General features: G+C 72.4%; 18 protein-coding genes. 14 read left to right on the forward strand and 4 right to left on the reverse strand.

What is annotated here, in order from left to right:
• Window positions 1-76: 76 nt before the first annotated feature.
• Window positions 77-2848 (reverse strand): ATP-binding protein, encoded by a 2772-nt coding sequence (locus N538_RS0107920; protein WP_028636872.1) that lies wholly within the window; start codon window positions 2846-2848, stop codon window positions 77-79.
• Between the two features lie 106 nt (window positions 2849-2954).
• On the opposite strand from N538_RS0107920, the gene N538_RS0107925 reads away from it, so the two are divergent.
• From N538_RS0107925 to N538_RS24345, 9 genes are all read left to right on the forward strand, one after another.
• Entirely contained in the window at window positions 2955-4682 is a 1728-nt protein-coding gene (locus N538_RS0107925; RefSeq protein ID WP_028636873.1) for an FAD-binding protein, read from the forward strand.
• An 85-nt stretch (window positions 4683-4767) separates the two neighbouring features.
• The gene (locus tag N538_RS0107930; RefSeq protein WP_028636874.1) at window positions 4768-5094 is read left to right on the forward strand and encodes a hypothetical protein; all 327 of its coding nucleotides are present in this window, start codon (window positions 4768-4770) and stop codon (window positions 5092-5094) included.
• Complete coding sequence (locus tag N538_RS24335) at window positions 5091-5561, forward strand: alpha/beta fold hydrolase (protein WP_051548964.1); 471 nt, start codon at window positions 5091-5093, stop codon at window positions 5559-5561. Before N538_RS0107930 ends, N538_RS24335 begins: the two co-directional genes overlap by 4 nt.
• A gap of 62 nt (window positions 5562-5623) precedes the next feature.
• Window positions 5624-6571: an alpha/beta hydrolase gene (locus N538_RS0107940; protein WP_028636875.1), complete on the forward strand. Its 948-nt coding sequence runs from the start codon at window positions 5624-5626 to the stop codon at window positions 6569-6571.
• A gap of 35 nt (window positions 6572-6606) precedes the next feature.
• Complete coding sequence (locus N538_RS0107945) at window positions 6607-7344, forward strand: alpha/beta fold hydrolase (RefSeq protein WP_036569831.1); 738 nt, start codon at window positions 6607-6609, stop codon at window positions 7342-7344.
• A 3-nt stretch (window positions 7345-7347) separates the two neighbouring features.
• The gene (gene qcrB, locus N538_RS24340; protein WP_081790355.1) at window positions 7348-8694 is read left to right on the forward strand and encodes a cytochrome bc1 complex cytochrome b subunit; all 1347 of its coding nucleotides are present in this window, start codon (window positions 7348-7350) and stop codon (window positions 8692-8694) included.
• Window positions 8691-8882: a hypothetical protein gene (locus tag N538_RS0107955; RefSeq protein ID WP_028636877.1), complete on the forward strand. Its 192-nt coding sequence runs from the start codon at window positions 8691-8693 to the stop codon at window positions 8880-8882. Before qcrB ends, N538_RS0107955 begins: the two co-directional genes overlap by 4 nt.
• Before the next feature lie 415 nt (window positions 8883-9297).
• Entirely contained in the window at window positions 9298-9504 is a 207-nt protein-coding gene (locus tag N538_RS28345) for a hypothetical protein (protein ID WP_028636878.1), read from the forward strand.
• Window positions 9501-10193, forward strand: a complete 693-nt coding sequence (locus N538_RS24345) for a DedA family protein (protein WP_155992003.1) — start codon at window positions 9501-9503, stop codon at window positions 10191-10193. Before N538_RS28345 ends, N538_RS24345 begins: the two co-directional genes overlap by 4 nt.
• A gap of 11 nt (window positions 10194-10204) precedes the next feature.
• Here N538_RS24345 and N538_RS0107970 read toward each other — a convergent pair whose 3' ends face one another.
• Both N538_RS0107970 and N538_RS0107975 read right to left on the reverse strand, forming a co-directional pair.
• Entirely contained in the window at window positions 10205-11527 is a 1323-nt protein-coding gene (locus N538_RS0107970; protein WP_028636879.1) for an NAD(P)/FAD-dependent oxidoreductase, read from the reverse strand.
• Between the two features lie 65 nt (window positions 11528-11592).
• Window positions 11593-12345: an SDR family oxidoreductase gene (locus N538_RS0107975; protein ID WP_028636880.1), complete on the reverse strand. Its 753-nt coding sequence runs from the start codon at window positions 12343-12345 to the stop codon at window positions 11593-11595.
• A gap of 271 nt (window positions 12346-12616) precedes the next feature.
• Between N538_RS0107975 and N538_RS0107980 the strand changes: the two genes are divergently transcribed.
• From N538_RS0107980 to N538_RS27285, 5 genes are all read left to right on the forward strand, one after another.
• Complete coding sequence (locus tag N538_RS0107980; RefSeq protein WP_051548973.1) at window positions 12617-13321, forward strand: SDR family oxidoreductase; 705 nt, start codon at window positions 12617-12619, stop codon at window positions 13319-13321.
• A gap of 10 nt (window positions 13322-13331) precedes the next feature.
• Window positions 13332-13898, forward strand: a complete 567-nt coding sequence (locus N538_RS0107985) for a redoxin domain-containing protein (protein ID WP_028636882.1) — start codon at window positions 13332-13334, stop codon at window positions 13896-13898.
• Window positions 13895-14959: a ferritin-like domain-containing protein gene (locus N538_RS24350; RefSeq protein WP_051549036.1), complete on the forward strand. Its 1065-nt coding sequence runs from the start codon at window positions 13895-13897 to the stop codon at window positions 14957-14959. The genes N538_RS0107985 and N538_RS24350 overlap by 4 nt, the downstream gene beginning before the upstream one ends.
• On the forward strand, window positions 14956-15957 hold the full coding sequence (locus N538_RS0107995; protein ID WP_028636883.1) for an NADP-dependent oxidoreductase: 1002 nt from the start codon (window positions 14956-14958) through the stop codon (window positions 15955-15957). The genes N538_RS24350 and N538_RS0107995 overlap by 4 nt, the downstream gene beginning before the upstream one ends.
• A 396-nt stretch (window positions 15958-16353) precedes the next feature.
• Window positions 16354-17535 carry an HNH endonuclease signature motif containing protein gene (locus N538_RS27285; protein WP_081790357.1) on the forward strand — a complete coding sequence of 394 codons (1182 nt, stop codon included), beginning with the start codon at window positions 16354-16356 and terminating at the stop codon, window positions 17533-17535.
• A gap of 305 nt (window positions 17536-17840) precedes the next feature.
• Here the strand turns inward: N538_RS27285 and N538_RS0108010 are convergent, their stop codons facing one another.
• Complete coding sequence (locus tag N538_RS0108010) at window positions 17841-18473, reverse strand: TetR/AcrR family transcriptional regulator (RefSeq protein WP_028636885.1); 633 nt, start codon at window positions 18471-18473, stop codon at window positions 17841-17843.
• Window positions 18474-18491: the final 18 nt, after the last annotated feature.

Below are 18491 nucleotides of genomic sequence, written 5' to 3' on the forward strand. Positions count from 1 at the left end.
CAACCCCGGTGGATGCCCTCCCACGGAGCGCCGCGGACCGTCCCACGGGCCTCCGCCGACTATGGAGTGCGGGGGGTCACGCCCCCGGGGCCGGGGTCACCAGGGCGGCCCCGAGATCGCGCCGGGAGCTGATCCCGAGTTTCGTGTACACCTTGCGCAGGTGCCACTCGACCGTGTGCGGGCTGAGGAACAGCTCCGCGCCGATCCTCGGGTTGGTCATGCCGTCCGCGGCCAGGGTGGCGATCTGTGCCTCCTGGGGCGTCAGGGCGGTGACCGGCTCCGCGTCGCGCACCCGGACGTGCTCGCCGGTGGCGAGCAGCTCCCGGCGCGCGCGCTCCGCGAAGGCCGTGGCCCGCATCCCGCCGAACATGTCGTGGGCGGTACGCAGGTGCTCGCGAGCCGCGGCCCGCTGCCGGTGGCGGCGCAACCACTCGCCGTACAGGAGGTGCGTGCGCGCGACCTCGACCTCGACGCGGTCGCGGGCGAACTCGCGGACCGCGGTGCGGTAGAGCTCGTCTGCCTCGTCCCCGTCGGCCACGAGCGCCCGGCACCGGGCCGCGGCGCCGCCGGCCCACCCGGAGCCGGCCGGACCGGTCAGGGCGAGCAGCCGTTTGACCGACTCCCGGGCCTGCGCGAGCTCGCCGCAGCGTACGGCGGCCTCGACGTGCTCCACGAGGGAGAGCCCGGTGAAGTTGTAGCCATCGTGGTCGACACCCTGGCGGGCGGCGACCACGGCATCGTCGTACCGCCCGAGACCGTTGTAGATGACGGCCTGGACGAAGCCGGTGACCCCGAGGAGCGAGACCTCGCCGTGCTCCGTCGCGGCGGTGCGCGCATCCTCGAGGATGCCGGCAGCGGCGTCCAGCTCTCCGCGCCAGGCAGCGAGGACCAGGGCTGCATAGGTGTGGGGAGCGTTGCCGGTGGCCTCGGTGATGGCGTTCGCCTCGTCGATGAGCCGGCCGGCGACCGCGAAGTCGCCGTGATGGATGTCGACCCCGCCCGAGTAGATGAGCGCCGGTGGCAGCATGCCGAGCGCGCCGATGTCGCGGGCGACCCGGACCGCCCGGCGGGCCAGCCGGTCCCAGGCCGGCAGGTCCCAGGCGTGGTGGATGTAGGACTCGAGGGCGACGGGCACGAGCAGGAGCCAGCGCATGGCGGCGTCCCGGGTGGCGAGCTCCTCCTCCGCGAAGGGGTCGAGTGCCCGACGCAGCGCGGGGACGCCCGTCTCCGGGCCCTCTGCGAGAAGCGTCGCCACGCCGTCGAGCAACAGGTCGGCGGCGTGCGAGGCGGATGGGGGTGCGCCCGACGCCCGTGCGGCGACAGCGGCCGCGCGCGCGCCGGAGGGACCGTGCACGACGCCGGCGAAGACGTTGGCGCTGATCGCCTCCAGGTAGGTCTCCCGCGCCAGGGGCGATCCGGCGGCCGTGAACTGCGCGGCGGCCTCGAGCAGGAGGGGCGCGGCCTCGTCGCTGCGGCTGCGGGCGAACAGGATGCGTGCGCGCAGGCGGGCGAGGCGGGCGCGGTCCAGCGGGCTCAGCGGGTTCAGGTCGGCAAGCGAGGCGAGCTCGGTCGCGCGGTCCGGTGCCGCGGCTGAGAAGTGTGCCTCAGCCGCCGCGAGTGCCCGCCGGCCGCGCCGCCGCGGGTCCGGCGTCAGGTCCGCGGCTCGCTCCAGCAGCACCGCCTCGGCGGCCATCCCACCGCGCTGCCGGGCCCGGTCCGCGGCCTCCTCGAGGAGCGCCGCCACCTCCTCGTCCGGACCGTCGCTCGCCTGCGCCGCGTGCCACGCGCGCCGGTCCGGCTCGAGCACGGGGTCGGTCGCCTCCGCCAGCGCGCGGTGCACGGCTCGCCGTTCCTCGGCGTCGGCCTCGCGGTACACGGCCGACCGGGCGAGCGGGTGCCGGAACCGCACGGACTCGCCGAACTCGATGAGGCCGGCCGCCTTCGCCGGTGCGGCGTCGGGCGTCACCTCGAGCAGCTCGGCGGCACGCAGCAGCAGCCGGGCGTCGCCCACCGGCTCCGCGGCCGCGATCAGCAGCAGCGCGCGCGTCTGCGACGGCAGCGCGGCCAGCCGCCGCATGAAGTCCTGCTCGACGCGGTTGGACACCGAGCCGGCGTCCGCCGAGTCCAGCCCGTACGCCAGCTCGGCGACGCTCCGACCACGGGACAGCTCCAGCAGCGCAAGCGGGTTGCCGCGGGTCTCGGCGACCACGCGCTCGCGCACACCGTCCTCGAGCCGGCCGTCGACGGACGCCTCGAGGAGCTGTCCGGCGGCGAGCGGGTCGAGCCCACCCAGCCTCACCTCCGGCAGTCCCTGCAGCGCCGCCTCGCCCTCCGGTTCGCGGACCGCGAACACCATCGCGACGGCTTCGGCGAGGAGCCGCCGGGCCACGAACTCGAGCGTCTGCAGCGAGACCTGATCGAGCCACTGGGCGTCGTCCACCACGACGAGGACCGGCCGGGTCTCCGAGGCCCGGGTGAGCAGCGTCAGCATGGCCAGACCGACGAGGAACCGGTCCGGCGGGTCACCGACCGCCATCCCGAAGGCCACCTGGAGGGCGTCGCGCTGAGGGTCCGGAAGCGCGCCGAGGTCAGCCAGGAACGGGGCACACAGCTGGTGGAGGCTCGCGTAGGCGAGCTCCATGTCCGCCTCGATGCCCTGGGCACGCGTGACCGTGGTGCCGGAGGCCTGCGCCGCGACGTACTCGAGCAGCACCGACTTCCCGATACCCGCCTCGCCCCTGACCACGCAGACACCGGAGGCACCCGACCGGAGGCCGGCCAGCAGGTCGTCGAGCACAGCACGCTCCGGACCCCGGCCGACGAGGCTGGGCAGCGGTGTCGCACTCACCTGGGCTCCTCGGGACGGTTCCGGGCAAACGCTACCCGGGCTCGTCACATCCGGCGCGCCTGCTCGGTCAAGCCGGACGAGGACACGTCTGCGTCGAGGAGGCCCCATGCATCGTGAGCACCAGCTCGCGACGTCCGTGCTCGTGATCGGCACCGGTGGTGCCGGGCTGCGAGCGGCGATCGAGCTCGCCGAGGCCGGCGTCGCCGTCCTGGCCGTGGGCAAGCGCGCCCCCGACGACCCGCACACGGTGCTGGCCGCCGGCGGCATCAACGCGGCCCTCGCCACCACCGACGCCGCGGACACGTGGGAGCAGCACGCCGCGGACACGCTGCAGGAGAGCGCCCTGCTGGCCGACCCGCGCACGGTCCAGGTCGTCGCCAGGAACGCCGCCCGGGCGATCCACGACCTCGAGCGCTACGGCATGCGCTTCGACCGGCAGCCGGACGGGCGGATCCAGCAGCGCTGGTTCGGCCCGCACACGCATCGGCGGACCGCGTTCGCCGGGGACCACACCGGCCTGGAGGTGCTGCGGGTGCTCCGCGAGCGCATCGCGAGCCTCGAGGTCCCGGTGATCTCCACGCTCTACGTGACCCGACTGCTGGTCGACGAGGGGTCGGTGTTCGGCGCCTACGGGTTCGACCTGGTCGACGGTTCCCGCTACCTGGTCCACGCCGACGCGGTCATCCTGGCCACGGGTGGCCACACGCGCATCTGGCGGCGGACGTCGTCGCGCCGGGACGAGAACACCGGCGACTCCCTGCGTCTCGTCGTCGAGGCCGGGGGCCGAGTTCGAGCTGCCGAGCTGGTGCAGTTCCACCCGTCCGGGCTGCTCGAGCCCGAGCACGCCGCCGGCACGCTGGTCAGCGAGTCCGCGCGCGGCGAGGGAGGCGTGCTGTTGAACAACCTCGGCGAGCGATTCATGGCGCGCTACGACCCCGAGCGGATGGAGCTCTCGACGCGGGATCGGGTCGCGCGAGCGTCGTACACCGAGATCCGGGAGGGCCGCGGCTCGCGGGCCGGCGGCGTCTGGCTGGACCTCTCCCACCTGCCGCGGGAGACGATCCTGACCAGGCTGCCCGCTGTCTACCGCACCCTCCTCGACGTGCAGATGCTCGACGTCACCCGCGACCCCGTCGAGGTCGCGCCGACGGCGCACTACTCGATGGGCGGCGCCTGGGTGCGCCCGGACGACCACAGCACCGACGTCCCCGGGTTGTTCGTGATCGGCGAGGCAGCGAGCGGCCTGCACGGCGCCAACCGGCTCGGCGGGAACTCCCTGGCCGAGCTGCTCGTCTACGGCAGGCTGACCGGCCGTGCCGCGGCCGACTACTCCGCCGGCCTGAGCTCGCAGCACCGCTCGCTCGGTGCCGTCCAGGACGCGGAGGCGGAGGTCGACCGGTCGCTCGCCGCCGAGGGCGGGCAGAACGTCCGCGCCCTGCAACGTGCGATCCGCGACCTGATGACCGAGCACGCGGGTGTCGTCCGCGACGAGACCGGACTGCTCGAGGGACTAGCGGGGGTGGCCGAGATCGAGGAAAGGATGGCCGACGTCGCGGTGCACACCGACATCAGCGGCTACCAGGACCTCGCCCACGCCTTCGACCTGCGCTCGGCGGCACTGGCCGCACGGGCCACGCTGGAGTGCGCCCTGGAACGCCGCGAGACCCGAGGAGCTCACCAGCGCTCGGACTTCCCCCGGGAGGACCCGCAGCTGCAGGTGAACCTCGTCTGGTCGCCGAGCACCGGAGTCCGACGTGAGCCGGTCGCCTCGATCCCGACGCACCTCGCCGAGCTGATGCACCCGGTCCCGACCGAGGGCCGGCTGCTCGAGTAGGGAACCCACGCGAGGACGTCCCGCGCATGTGACTGTCACGGCGCGGCATCCGGTCCGGTCGGGGGTTCAGACGAGGAGGTGACCCGTGACCGAGGTACTGATGACCTGCACGCGCTGCGACGACGAGATCGCCGTCGCCATGGACGTCGCGATCCTCCGCATGGACGTCGAGCCACGTGCCCACGCCGAGCTGCTGTTCTGCTGCCCGACGTGCGGCGCGCCGAGCGTGCGCCAGGTGGTCGGCGAGCTGCTCACCCTCCTGCTCTTCGTGGGCGTGGAGCCGCTCTGCCTGAGCGAGCCGACGCTGCCGCGCGAGGACCGCGCGCCCGCGCACCGGCAGTTGACTCCGGACGACCTGCTCGCGTGGCACGAGCAGCTCGACGGCGTCAGCTTCGTCACTCCCTGGGAGTGACGAGCGGTGTCACGGGCGGCGAGGGTGCCCCGTCGATCCCGCTGCGGTCGCTGTCGGGCGGGCCCGGCTCGGCGCTGTCGGTGAGCGATCCGACCACGATCTTCGGCTTCGTGCCGGCGACGCTGCCGCCCACCGCGACCAGCGACGTCTACCTGAAGAAGACGACGTTCCTGACGTCGTTCGCCACCGGCCTCAGCAAGCACACCGCGGCCGCCCTCAGGGCCACGCAGCGACCGGTGACGCTCGGCGCGCTGAACGAGCCGTCCGGCATCCCGGCGTGGGACACCATCCCGAGCTGGTACCTGATCGGCACCCAGGACAAGGTCATCCCGGCCAGTGCGCAGCGCGCGATGGCCGTGAAGGCGGGCTCGACGACCGAGCGGTTCAAGGCCGGCCACCTCGGTCTCATCACGGACCCCGGTGCCGTCGTCCGCGTGATCACCGATGCGGCGCTCGCCACTCGCTGACCCGTCACAAGTCCGACGGCTGCGCTGTCGGATTGACGTACGTCCCATCTGAAAGGACAACCATGAGCAACCACCACCTCGAGACCGAGGCGCAGGCCCTGACGGACGCCACCGCGCAGCCGCCGTACTTCTACGAGATGACCCCCGAGCAGGCGCGCAAGGTGCTCGACGACGTGCAGGCGGCCCCGATCGCCATGCCCGACGTCGACGAGAAGTGGATCACCGTCCCGGCCGCGGTCGGCGACGTGCGGGTCCGGATCGTCAAGCCGCTCGGCACGACCGAGGCGCTGCCGGTGGTGCTCTACATCCACGGCGGCGGCTGGGTCCTCGGCAACGCCGGCACCCACGACCGGTTGGTCCGCGACCTCGCGACCGGTGCCGACGCGGCCGTCGTGTTCGTCGAGTACGACCGGTCCCCCGAGGCCCGGTACCCCGTCGCCATCGAGCAGGCCTACGCCACCGCGCAATGGGTGGTCGCGAACGGTGCGGCCGAGGGCCTCGACGCCTCCCGCCTCGCCGTCGCCGGCGACTCCGTCGGCGGGAACATGGCGGCCGCCGTGGCCATCATGGCCAAGCAGCGCGGTGACGTGACGTTCTGCCACCAGTCGATGTACTACCCCGTCACCGACGCCGCGCAGGACACCGACAGCTACCTCGAGTTCGCCGAAGGGCCGTTCCTCCTGGCCAAGTCGATGGCCTGGTTCTGGGACGCCTACCTCCCCGACGAGGAGAGGCGCAACGAGATCACTGCGTCCCCGCTGCGGGCCACGACCGCGGAGCTGTCCGGCCTGCCCGAGGCGTTTCTCATCGTGGACGAGAACGACGTGCTCCGCGACGAGGGCGAGGCCTACGCCCGCAAGCTCATCGAAGCCGGCGTCCGCACGACCACGGTCCGCTACAACGCCACGATCCACGACTTCATGATGCTCAACCCCTTGCGGAGCTCGGCCGCGTCCACGGGCGCCGTGGAGCAGGCAGTACACGTCCTCCGCAAGGCATTCGCGGCCTGAGCCTCCCCCTCCCCCCGAAACGAAGGAGCACCACCATGTCCGAGAAGTCCCCTGTCGTCGTCCTGGTGCACGGCGCGTTCGCCGAGTCCTCCAGCTGGTACGGCGTGATCGAGCAGCTGCAGGCTCGAGGCGTCGACGCCGTGGCCGTCGCCAACCCGCTGCGCAGCGTGCGCGGCGACGCGACGTACCTGCGTGACGTGATCGCCGGGCTCGACCGGCCCGTCCTGCTGGTCGGCCACTCGTACGCCGGCATCGTGATCACCGGCGCCGCCGGAGCCGCGAACCCGGCCGTCGTGGGCCTGGTGTACGTCGCGGGATTCGCGCCCGACGAGAACGAGAGCGCCTTCGAGCTGTCGGCGCGACACCCGGGCAGCACGTTGGGCGACGCGCTCACGGCCTACCCGGTCACGACCGGTGGCGACGAGCTCGCCATCCGTGCGGAGTCCTTCCACCAGCAGTTCTGCGCCGACGTCCCCGCGTCGGTCGCCGCGCTGATGGCGAGCACGCAGCGACCCATCACCCAGCAGGCGCTCACCGACGGCCTGCCGACCGACCAGCCCGGCTGGAAGTCCCTGCCGAGCTGGTTCGTCATCGGCGAGGACGACCGCAACATCCCGGCGGCCGAGCTGCGCGCGGAGGCAGAGCGGGCCGGCGCACGGGCCGTGGTCGAGGTGAAGGGTGCCTCGCACGCGGTCGCGGTCTCGCACCCCGAGGTGGTCGCCGAGACGATCCTCGACGCACTCGCAGCCGTGACGTCGGACCAGGCGGCCTGAGCCATGACCACGCCGAGGAGGTCCCTCCTGACCCGCGCCGTTCCGTTGCACTGGTCGTCTCTCCTCGGCGTCGTCTCCGTGGCATGCCTGGCGGTCCTGACCGTCACCGGCGTCGTGCTGATGTTCTTCTACGATCCGTCGTCCGACACCGTCCGGTACGACGGGTCGTACACGCCCCTCCAGGGTGTCGAGATGTCGAAGGCGCTGGCCAGCACCCTCCACCTCTCCCTGGACGTGCCGGGCGGCCTGCTCGTCCGGCAGACCCATCACTGGGCCGCGCTCGTGCTGCCCGCCTCCTTGGTGCTGCAGCTCCTCACCACCTTCTTCACCGGCGCCTTCCGCCGGCCACGCCAGTGGAGCTGGGTGCTCCTGGCGCTGACCTTCGTCCTCGTCCTCGCGGCCGGCTGGAGCGGTTACGCCCTCCCCGACGACCTGCTCGCGGGCACGGGGCTCCGCATCGCTGAGGGAATCGCGGTCGCCATCCCGTACGTCGGCACCCGCGCCGCGTTCCTCCTCCTGGGGGGCGAGTTCCCCGCGAGCGTGGTGACCCGCATGTACTGGCTCCACGTCGCGATCGTGCCGGCGCTGCTCACCGGCGTGCTCGCACTCCGGCTGCGCCTGGTCCTGCGTCGGCAGCCGGCCCAGTTCCCGGGACCTGGTCGCACCGAGTCCGACGTCGTCGGGCTGCCGCTGCGCGCGGTCGCCGTGCGGGCGGCCGGGCTGTTCCTCGTGACCACGGGCGTCCTGGTCCTGCTCGCCGGAACCGTGACCATCGACCCGGTCTGGCTCCACGGCCCTTCCTCGACCGGTCAGGCGTCGTCGGGCAGTCAGCCCGACTGGTACACGAGCTTCCTCGACGGCGCGCTGCGCCTGGTCCCGCCCGGCTGGGAGGTGACCGGCCTCGGCGGCACCTGGTCCCTGACCGTGCTGGTTCCGCAGGCGGTCGTCGCGGTGTTCCTGGCCGCGATCATCGGCTGGCCGTTCCTGGAAGCTCGCCTGACCGGCGATCGGCGCGACCACCACCTGCTCGACCGCCCGCGCGAGCACCCGACCCGCACCGGCCTCGGCGCCGCGGGCGTCACGTTCTTCCTCGTCCTCTGGCTCTCCGGCAGCACGGACGTGGTCGCCACCCAGCTGCACATCTCGTTCGAGTCCCAGGTGGCGGCGCTGCGCGTCGTCCTGTTCGCCGGCCCCCTCATTGCCTTCTGGACGACGCGCTGGCTCTGCCGGTCGCTCGCCGGCCACGAGCGCGAGGAGCGGCTCGAGGGCTACGAGACGGGCCGCATCCTCCGCAGCCCCGAGGGCGGCTACACCGAGGTGCACCGCCCGCTCCCCAGCCTGCGCGGGTGAGCGTCGTGGACCTGACGTCCTGCCCCGAGTGCGGCGGCGCCGCCGAGGTCGAGTGGCGCACTGTCCTCGAGAGCACCGACGGCCCGGTCGAGCACGCCCGGATCAGGTGCGTGCGACGGCACTGGTTCCTGCTGCCGCTCGAGCGGCTGGCCATCGCCCCGGCCTACCGGCCGCCTCGAGGCCACTGACGTCCGGGACGAGTCACCGGGTCAGGTGCGGCTCGGGCCGCTCGATCCGAGGAATCGGCGCCACCACTGCCTCGTGGGCCTCGGCCCTCGTCGAGCCTGTTCCCACTCCGCCTTCGTGAGCAGGTGTCCGTCCCTTCGCTGTCGCGCCACACATGCGGTGTGCGCGTGCCGGCGACGCTCGCGATCGCCCTCCGGAGACAACAGGGTGTTGGGCACCATCGCCATGAAGAGGCCGCCGCAGATCGGGCATGTGTACGTCTTCGCCTGTCCGCCCTGTGCAGGGCGGATGTCCCACCAGCGCACTTCTTCTGCCACCGAGCAAGGCTAATCCGATCGAGGCGCACCGCGTCGGTCCGGGTCCGGTGCCGGGGCGGCCCGCGGGGTCGGCCGTGGCGTGCTGAGTAGCCTTGCCCCGATGAACGAGCCGGACCTCGAGCACCGCTACGGCGGCCAGAACGTCCCCTTGAAGATCCTGTGGTCGCTGGTCGCGCTGGCGATGATCGTCCTCGGGGCGATCTGGGCCTTCACGGCTTCGGGCACCGCCCAGACGCTCGGTCCGATCGTGGCAGGTCTGGGTGTCGCCCTGGGCTACGTCGTCCTGATCCAGAAGCGGCCCCGGTGAGTCCGGGCGCGGCGGTGTGTCGCCCGCCCGCCCCGTGGGGCGACGGGGCCGAACGGGCGGACACCGTCATCGCGCTGCTCCTCGGCTTCTACGTCGCGTACTCGCTCGCGCTCTGGCCGCTCGTCCCGGCGCTGATCGGGTCGCACCCGTTGCTGCTCGAGGTCGTCGGCGGCTCGACCCTGGCCGAGGTGACGGTCGGGGCCCAGAGCCGGCTGGGCGAGCTGCCCCTGTGGGTCGCGGTGGCGGCCGGCGTACCGGGCATGATGATGTTCGACTGGGTCTTCTGGTGGGCGGGTCGGCGGTGGGGTGACCGGGCGCTGCACCTGGCCCTGGGCCGCAGCTCGTCGCCCCGTGGCGTGGCGACGCGCGAAGCCCGTTCCGCGCGGCTCGAGCGAACGGCCGAGCGGCTCGGTCCCGCGGCCGTCGTGCTGGCCTACTACCTGCCGGTGCCGTCGGTGCTGATCTATGTCGTCGCCGGTCTGTCGGGGATGCGCCTGCGCACCTTCCTGGTCCTGGACGTGGTCGGCACGCTCCTGTGGGTCGGCCCGGTCGTCGGCCTGGGATACGCCGTCGGCAAGCCGGCCGTCGACGTGGTCCACGGCGTCGACCGCTACTCCACGCTCCTGGCCGTCGCGGTGCTCCTGGTGGTGATCGGTGTCCAGGTCCGGAGACGACGAGCCGTCGCCTGACGCGGACCGCCTCATTCGGCCCGGCGGGCTTCGGCGTCCTCCCGGAAGGCGGCGCGCGGGCGCTGGACGGTCTGCAGCGTCGCGATGTCGCGGCCGAGGACGAATCCCCCGAGCCAGCCGCCGGCCACGCGCAGCTTGCGCTCCCAGGTCGGCATCGCCAGCACGTGGTACCCGCGGTGCACCAGCCACGCCGTGGGCCCGGTGAGGGTGACCGGCCCGGACTGGAAGATCCCCTGGCCGAGACCGAGGGTGGCGATGGTGCCCAGGCTGCGGTGGCGGTACGGCTTCGGCTCGCGGCCACGCAGGACGGCCACGAGGTTCTTCGCGAGCCGCTTGCCCTGGCGGACGGCGTGCTGGGCGTTGGGGACGGTGTAGGCGCCGGGACCGGCCGCGAGGTCGGGTACGGCGGCGTCGTCGCCGGCGGCCCACGCGTGCTCGATCGGGTGGTCCGGCGTGCCGACGCGCAGGTCGGCGCGGACGACGACGAGCCCGCGCTCGTTGACGGGCAGGTCGGTGTGCCTGGCGGAGACCGGGTTGGCAGCGATGCCGGCCGTCCAGACGACCAGCCCGCTGTCGAACGACTCCCCCGTCGACAGCTCGACGCGGCCGTCGAGCACGGACGTCACGGTCGTGCGGAGGTGGACCTTCGCCCCGCGGCTCTCCAGGTGCCGGCGCACCCACTCCCGGGCTCGCGGCGTCACCTCCGGGAGGAGGTGGTCGGAGGCCTCGACCAGCCGGAAGTCGAGCTCGTCCGCCCGGATCCCCGGATGCCGGCGCACGAGCGCCCGGGCCAGGCTGAACACCTCGCCGAAGCCCTCGACCCCGTTGAAGCCGCCGCCGATGAACGTCACACCGAGGCGGCGCTGCCGCTCGGGGCCGGGCGGCAGGCTGGCCGCCTGGTCGAACGCGGTCAGCAGCGCGTCGCGGATGGCGACCGCCTCCTCGATGTGCTTGAGGCCGATGGCGGCCTCGCGCACGCCCGGGACCGGGAACACCCGCGTCACCGCACCCGCGGTGACCACGACCTCGTCGTACCCGAACGACGTCATGGAGCCGTCGGGGAGACGCACGTGCACGACGCGCTCGGCGTGGTCGATCCGCGTCGCCCGGCCGCTGACCAGCCGGGTCCGGCGCAGGTGCCGCCGCAACGGCACGATCGCGTGCCGGGCCTCGATGGAGCCGGCGGCGACCTCGGGGAGGAACGGCTGGTAGGTCATGTACGGCGTGTGGTCGACGACGGTCACCTCCGCCTCACCGCGGCGCAGCCGCTTCTCCAGGCGCCACGCGGTGTAGAAGCCGGCGTAGCCTCCGCCGACGATCACGATCCTCTTCATGTCAGCTCCTCGACGGCCTCGCGGTCCGCGACGGCGAGCACCGTCGCGGACCAGCGTGCTGGTGGTCACGCGGTTGCGCGGCGCTCTGCCCATTCACGGTAACCGACCGCACCGAGCTCGGCCCCGGGTCCGGGGACCAGGCTGTCGTCGTCGAGCTCGGTGCCGAAGTACCTCGCGTGCTCGTCGACCACGACGTCACGCTCGTCGCCGTTCTCCTTCAGGACGGCCGGGATGAACTCGTCCATCCGCAGCGGCTCGGGGCCGCCGATCTCCAGCACGCCGTTGCGCGGGGTGCCGGCCGCGGCCCGGGCGACGGCTGCGGCGACGTCGTCGGACGCCATCGGCTGGTAGTGCACCGGGGCGAGATGGACCTTGCCGTCGATGGTCGAGCCGTCCGCGATGGACTTCGTGAACTCGAAGAACTGGGTGGCGCGCACGATCGAGTACGGCCGCCCGGACTCACGGATCAGCATCTCCTGGGCGACCTTGGCGCGCAGGTACCCGCTGTCCGGCAGCCGGTCGCACCCGACGATCGAGACCGCGACGTGGTGCTGCACGCCGGCGCGCTCCTCGGCCTCCAGGAGGTTGGCGGTCGAGGTGGTGAAGAAGCTCAGCACGTCGTCGTCCGCGAACGACGGTGAGTTGGAGACATCGACCACCACGTCAGCGCCGGCGAGCGCCTCGTCGACGCCCTCGCCCGTCACGGTGTTGCACCCGGACTGGGGCGACGCTGGCACGGCCTCGTGCCCGTGGGCGTTGAGCCGTTCGACGACCTTCGACCCGACCAGGCCGGTTCCACCGATGACGACGACCTTCATGTCTGCACCTCTGTTTCGTTTCGTATGGGTACGCGTTCGCCGGAGGGGGGTGACGAGGGGGTCCAGTCGCTCTCTGCTTCCGGCCCGGCGGCCGTCGGCCACCCCGGTGAAACCCGGTGAGTCCCGTCCTTACCTGCGACTCGACCCCGCTCCGACACCAGTAGGACCGGACAGCCCGCCGCGACGTGACATGTCACAGCCATGCCGGGCACGCGGTCTCTCAAGCGTGCACATCACTGTCGTCGGAGGGACCGGACTGATCGGGTCCCGAGTGGTCAACCGTCTCCGCGACCACGGAGCGGAGGTCCGGATCGCCTCGCTGCGCACGGGCGTGGACGCCTACAGCGGCCGCGGACTCGCCGACTCGTTCGCAGGGAGCCAGATGGTGGTCGACGCGACCAACATGAACCGACCCTCGTACGACTACGAGCAGGCGGTCGACTTCTTCGAGACCTGCACGCAGAACATCCTCGCGGCGGAGCAACAGGCCGGCGTCCAGCACCACGTCGGGCTCTCGGTCATCGGCGGGGAGCGGATCGACAGCAACTACTTCCGGGGCAAGGCCCTGCAGGAGCGCCTCGTCAGGAGCTCCGCGACGCCCCACACGCTGCTGCGGACGACGGTCCTGTACGAGTTCCTCCCCCGGCTCGTCGACCATGCCGCCACGACCCACCTCGTGCGGCTGCCTCCCGTACGCGTGCAGCCCGTCGCCGCCGAAGACGTCGTCGCGGAGGTGACTCGACTGGCGCTCGGCGCACCGCTGAACGGCAGCTTCGAGATCGCCGGTCCCGAGGTGCACTTCCTCGACGAGCTGGCGCGCCAGGTGCTGGCCGCGAGCGGTGACCGGCGGATGGTCCTGCCGGACACCACCGCGTACTACCTCGGCGCCCGGCTGGAGCCGGACGCCGACTGTCTGCTGCCGTCCTGGCGTCCGACCGAGCAGTCATTCAAGGACTGGCTGTACACCCGACCATGAAAGAAGCCCCATGCGACTCACCATCGGCTCGACCGTTCCCGACTACGAGCTGCCCGATCACACCAACACCACCCGGCGCCTCAGCGAGATCCAGGGCCAGGACCCCATGATCCTGATGCTCGCTCGCGGCCACTACTGCCCCAAGGAGAACCAGCAGCAGCTCGAGGTCGCTGCGCTCCAGCCCAAGATCCGGGTGGCGTACACCCAGGTCGTCACGATCACGACCGACGAGCCGCGCGGTGCCCAGGAGTTCCGCGATGCCGTCGGGGCTCGGTGGCCGTTCCTCGCGGACCCGGGACGTCTGGTGCAGCGCGACCTGGACATCCAGGAGTACACCGACCCCTACAACGACCCGATGGTCCCGCACACCCTCGTCCTCGAGCCGGGCCTGGTCGTGCACTCGGTCTACAACGGCTACTGGTTCTGGGGACGGCCGTCGGCAGCGGACCTGTGGCGCGACCTGCGCGAGGTGACCCGCGCGATCCGGCCGGACTGGGACCTCTCGTCGCCCGGTTTGCGCGACGCCTGGGAGAGCGGCGACCGCACCGCGTTCTTCGGGTGGGGGCCGGGGCGATGACCCGCCCCATCACGTCCGTCGACGACCTTCGGACCCACCTGCAGTGGGCGATCGAGCTCGAGCACGCGACCATCCCGCCGTACCTCTGCGCGCTGTACTCGATCGATCCCGCTCGCAACCCGCAGGCCGTGCAGGTCGTCCAGAGCATCTTCGTGGAGGAGATGCTGCACCTCACCCTCGCCGCGAACCTGCTCAACGCCGTAGGCGGACGCCCGGTCCTCGACTCCCCGAGCCTGCTGCCGGGGTACCCGCGCACTCTTCCCCACGGAGACCGGTCGCTCGCGGTCGGCCTCGTGCCCTTCGACAGGTCCGCGCTCGAGACCTTCCTGAGGATCGAGCAGCCGGCGTCCCCCAGTGCGGTGGCCGAGGCCGACCGGTACGAGACGATCGGCCAGTTCTACGCGGCGATCGAGGCCGGGCTGAGGCTGCTGTCCGAGGAGCTCGGCGAGGCGCGGCTGTTCGGCGGCGACCAGGGGCGCCAGGTCGGTGCCGGGTTCCCGTACGCCGGCTCGGGCCAGATCGTGCAGGTCCGCGACCTGGCCAGCGCCCTCGCGGCACTGGCGGAGATCGTCGACCAGGGTGAGGGCACCTCGCGAACCGAGATCTGGGACGGCGACCACCAGATGTTCGATCCCGGACGCGAGGAGGTCGCCCACTACTTCCGCCTGGAGGAGCTGCGGCTCGGCCGGCGCTACCAGGCCGGGGACACGCGCACGTCCGGCCCCACCGGCGAGGCGTTCGACGTCGACTGGGAGGCGATCCACCCGATGCGACCCAACCAGCGGATCGCGGAGGCCGAGCAGGACGCGCTCCGGGTCGCGCAGCAGGCTTTCAACGAGACCTACTGCACCCTGCTCCAGCTGCTGGACCAGGCGTTCGACGGGCAGCCGGCCATGCTCGGCACGTCGATGGGCGCCATGTTCGGGCTGAAGGCACAGGCGCAAGAGCTCCTGGCCATGCCGCTGCCAGGCGGCCAGGTGGCCGGGCCGACCTTCGAGTACGTCGCTCCGGCGGACCGGTGTGAACGCCTCCGATCGGGCGATGGCAGCATCGAGGGATGACCACCACCAGCTCCCGCGAGATCCACCTGGCCTCCCGCCCGCACGGCTGGCCGACCTCGGAGAACTTCCGGACCGTCCAGGTGGATCTGCCGGATCCCGGACAGGGAGAGGTGCTGGTGCGCAACACGTTCATGTCGGTCGACCCCTACATGCGCGGTCGGATGAACGACGTGAAGTCGTACGTGCCACCGTTCGCCCTCGACGCGCCGCTCGACGGCGGCGCGGTGGGCGAGGTGGTTGCGTCCGGGTCCGACGACCTCGCGGTGGGCGACACCGTCCTCCACCAGGCGGGCTGGCGGACCCACGCGCTGCTGCCCGGCACGGCGGTGCGCCGGATCGACGTGTCGCACGTGCCCCCATCGGCGTACCTCGGTGCGCTGGGCATGCCGGGCCTGACGGCGTACGTCGGGCTGACCCGGATCGCCGAGCTCAGGGAGGGCGACACCGTCTTCGTGTCCGGGGCGGCCGGCGCCGTCGGGTCGGCGGTCGGCCAGATCGCACGGCTGCTCGGCGCGTCCCGGGTGATCGGGTCGGCCGGATCGGCGGAGAAGTGCGCGTGGCTGACCGACGAGCTCGGCTTCGACGTGGCGCTGAACTACAAGGACGCGCCGATCGGCCGCCAGCTGCGCGAGCAGCCGCCGGTCGACGTCTACTTCGACAACGTGGGCGGCGACCATCTCGAGGCGGCGATCTTCGCGATGGCGGACTTCGGGCGGATCGCCGCCTGCGGTGCGATCGCCGACTACAACGCCGACGCGCCGGTCCCGGGTCCGCGCAACCTGATGATGCTCGTGAGCAAGCGGCTCACGCTCCGGGGCTTCATCGTCACGGACCACGCGGACGCAGCGGCGGAGTTCTATCGCCGCGCCGGTGCCTGGCTCGCCGACGGCTCGCTGAAGTACCGCGAGACCGTCGTGGACGGCCTCGACCACGCGGTCGACGCGTTCCTGGGCCTGCACCGCGGAGACAACACCGGGAAGATGCTGGTCCGCCTCTGACTGGGTGTCCCATTTCGCGTCGACTGCGCCAGCTGGGCCGGGAGGCACCGTCTCGGACGTGTCGTACTCGACTGACTGACCGACGATCAGTGGGCGCTGCTGGAGCCGGTGTTCGACGCGCCTGGCAAGCGGAGGCCCACGCATGCGCCGGACCTGCGCAGGCTGGCGGACTGCGGCTCCTGTGTCCGTGGCTTTCTGGCCGCGGGTGGTGGCGACCGATAGGCAGCTACGGGAGCGGTGGGTGGGTGGTCGTCGCCGGTTCCCGGCTTGCGGGTCCCGGGGGCCGCGCCGGCTGTGGAAAGCGGCTCGGAATCGTGACCTGTTCGTTACCCAGAGCCCTGTGGAACAAGGGGTTCTGGGCCTCTCAGTGTCGGTGGCCGGTGCTTGAGTAGAGCCATGACAGCGATGGCCACACCCCGGCACCGGGTCTCGGTCGCGGTCGCGCAGATGCGCGACCTGGCCGGCTCGGTGACCGACGCGTCGGTGTGGTCCATGGAGCCCGCGGAGACCACCGCGACCCTCGTGGAGATCAGCCGGCTGAAGGCCCGGGTGGCCGAGCTCGAGGCCCGCGTCGCCGAGCACGCCGACGACGAACAGGTCGATGCGTGGGCGCACCGGACCCGGCAGACCAAGCCCGTGGTGCTCGGCCAGGTGAAGCTCGGCCAGGCGCTCGTCACCCGGGGCCATGTCCGCGACGCGCTCGCGGCCGGTGACCTGGTGGTCGAGCAGGCCCGGGTGATCGTCGCCGCGCTGGACCAACTGCCCGGCGACCTCGACACCGCCTTGGTGGAGAAGGCCGAGCGGCACCTGGTCGCCGCCGGCCGCGAGCACACCGCCCCCACCTTGCGGATCCTGGGCAAGCGGCTGATGGACGTGGTCGCCCCCGGGCTGGCGGACGAGTTCGAGGCGCGGCAGCTCGCTCGCGAGGAGGCCGAGGCGCTGCTGGCCACCACGTTCACGATGGTCGATGACGGGCACGGCAAGTGCCACGGGAAGTTCACCGTCCCGTCCTTGCACGGTGCCGCGCTGAAGAAGATGCTGCTCGCCATCGCCGCCCCCAAGCACCGCACCGCCACCGACGGCCCCGCCGCACCCGGCGCCGGTGTCGTGCCCCGGCCCGGCCGGGAACGGCTGGGGCGGGCGTTCTGCGAGCTGATCGAGCGCTACCCCGCGCACCGGCTCCCGCAGACCGGCGGGGTGTCGGCGACCGTGGTGGTCACCATGACGCTCGACAGCCTCCTCGGGAAGCTCGAGCAGGCCGCGCTGCTGGACACCGGGGAGAAGATCACCCCCGCCACCGCCCGCCGGCTCGCGTGCGAGGCCGGGATCATCCCCGCGGTGCTCGGCGGCAACTCCGAGGTCCTCGACCTCGGCCGCACCCGCCGGTTCCACACCAAGGCCCAGCGGGTCGCGATCGGGATCCGGGACAAGGGCTGCACCGAACCCGGCTGTGATTGGCCGCCGGCAATGTGTCACGTCCATCACGACATCCCGTGGAGCCGCGGCGGACCAACGGACCTCGAGCACGGCAGGCTCCTCTGCCCCCGACACCACACCAGGTTCCACCGACGCAGCTAGGCCGACCAGTCCGACGAAGCCCCACCACCGGCCGATGCACGCGGTCCTGCCTTCGAGCATCCAACGCCACGAACCGCGCGAAGTACGGCTGTTCGGATGCGGGATCGCGGCCGTGCGTCCGGGCGAACCGGCAAAGTCAGTCCGAGGCGGGTCGCGCACCGGGAGGAGACCGGCGTGACCACGCTGCTCCTCAGCTGCCGGTCGGCCGACGAGATCCGGTCGGTGGCGGCGCTGCTCACCTGAGTTGCCGGGTTGGGGCGCTGTCCGATCGCAGTCGGTCAGGCGGGTCGACCTCGGTGAGCGGCTCAGGGCACGAGGGCGTGCATCACCGTGTCGCGCACGTACCTCGAGTACCGCTCGATCGACCAGCCGCGACGAGTCACCAGCAGCTCGTACACCTCCGGTGACGACACGGTGAACAGCACGTCCCCCGCCTCCTCGACCGAGATGCCGTCGCGGATGCCACCGATCGCGTCCAGCGCTCGCGCGTTGTCCTGCATCCGGCGCAGGCGCTGGGTGTCCATCTCGTCGTACAGCTCGGCCAACCGCGGGTCGGAGGACGCCGCGGCCCGGACCAGCACCATCACCGCAGTGCCCCGGGGCGCCACCTCGGCGGCGAGCCGGGCCCAGCCGGACACCAGGGTCGCCGGATCGGTGTCCCGCAGGGCGTCTGACCGGGTCTCCGCGGGGATCGGGCCGGCGCCCTCCAGCGCCTGCTCGAAGAGGGCGCGAACCAGCCCGGGTTTGCCGCCGAACGACTTGTAGATGGTCTCCGCAGAGACACCGGCCTCCGCCGCGATCGCCGCCACCGTCGTCGCGGTGTAGCCGTCTCGCTCCATCAGGCTGCCCGCCACGTCGACGATGCGTTGCCGTCTGGTCCGGGCGGCGGCGCGGCGCCCGGAGCCGTCGTAGCCGCGGCTCTTGACGGGAGAGGTCATCGAGGATCAGACTCCTAT

This window comes from Nocardioides sp. URHA0032 (assembly GCF_000620645.1).
In the GTDB taxonomy this organism is placed as follows: Bacteria; Actinomycetota; Actinomycetes; order Propionibacteriales; family Nocardioidaceae; genus Nocardioides.

Excerpts from the sequence above, each read along its gene's own strand:
- N538_RS0107925 (WP_028636873.1), top strand. The coding sequence starts at position 2,955 with ATGCATCGTGAGCACCAGCTCGCGACGTCCGTGCTCGTGATCGGCACC.
- N538_RS0107940 (WP_028636875.1), top strand. The coding sequence starts at position 5,624 with ATGAGCAACCACCACCTCGAGACCGAGGCGCAGGCCCTGACGGACGCC.
- N538_RS0107945 (WP_036569831.1), top strand. The coding sequence starts at position 6,607 with ATGTCCGAGAAGTCCCCTGTCGTCGTCCTGGTGCACGGCGCGTTCGCC.
- qcrB (WP_081790355.1), top strand. The coding sequence starts at position 7,348 with ATGACCACGCCGAGGAGGTCCCTCCTGACCCGCGCCGTTCCGTTGCAC.
- N538_RS28345 (WP_028636878.1), top strand. The coding sequence starts at position 9,298 with ATGAACGAGCCGGACCTCGAGCACCGCTACGGCGGCCAGAACGTCCCC.
- N538_RS0107970 (WP_028636879.1), bottom strand. The coding sequence starts at position 11,527 with ATGAAGAGGATCGTGATCGTCGGCGGAGGCTACGCCGGCTTCTACACC.
- N538_RS0107975 (WP_028636880.1), bottom strand. The coding sequence starts at position 12,345 with ATGAAGGTCGTCGTCATCGGTGGAACCGGCCTGGTCGGGTCGAAGGTC.
- N538_RS0107985 (WP_028636882.1), top strand. The coding sequence starts at position 13,332 with ATGCGACTCACCATCGGCTCGACCGTTCCCGACTACGAGCTGCCCGAT.
- N538_RS24350 (WP_051549036.1), top strand. The coding sequence starts at position 13,895 with ATGACCCGCCCCATCACGTCCGTCGACGACCTTCGGACCCACCTGCAG.
- N538_RS0107995 (WP_028636883.1), top strand. The coding sequence starts at position 14,956 with ATGACCACCACCAGCTCCCGCGAGATCCACCTGGCCTCCCGCCCGCAC.
- N538_RS27285 (WP_081790357.1), top strand. The coding sequence starts at position 16,354 with ATGACAGCGATGGCCACACCCCGGCACCGGGTCTCGGTCGCGGTCGCG.
- N538_RS0108010 (WP_028636885.1), bottom strand. The coding sequence starts at position 18,473 with ATGACCTCTCCCGTCAAGAGCCGCGGCTACGACGGCTCCGGGCGCCGC.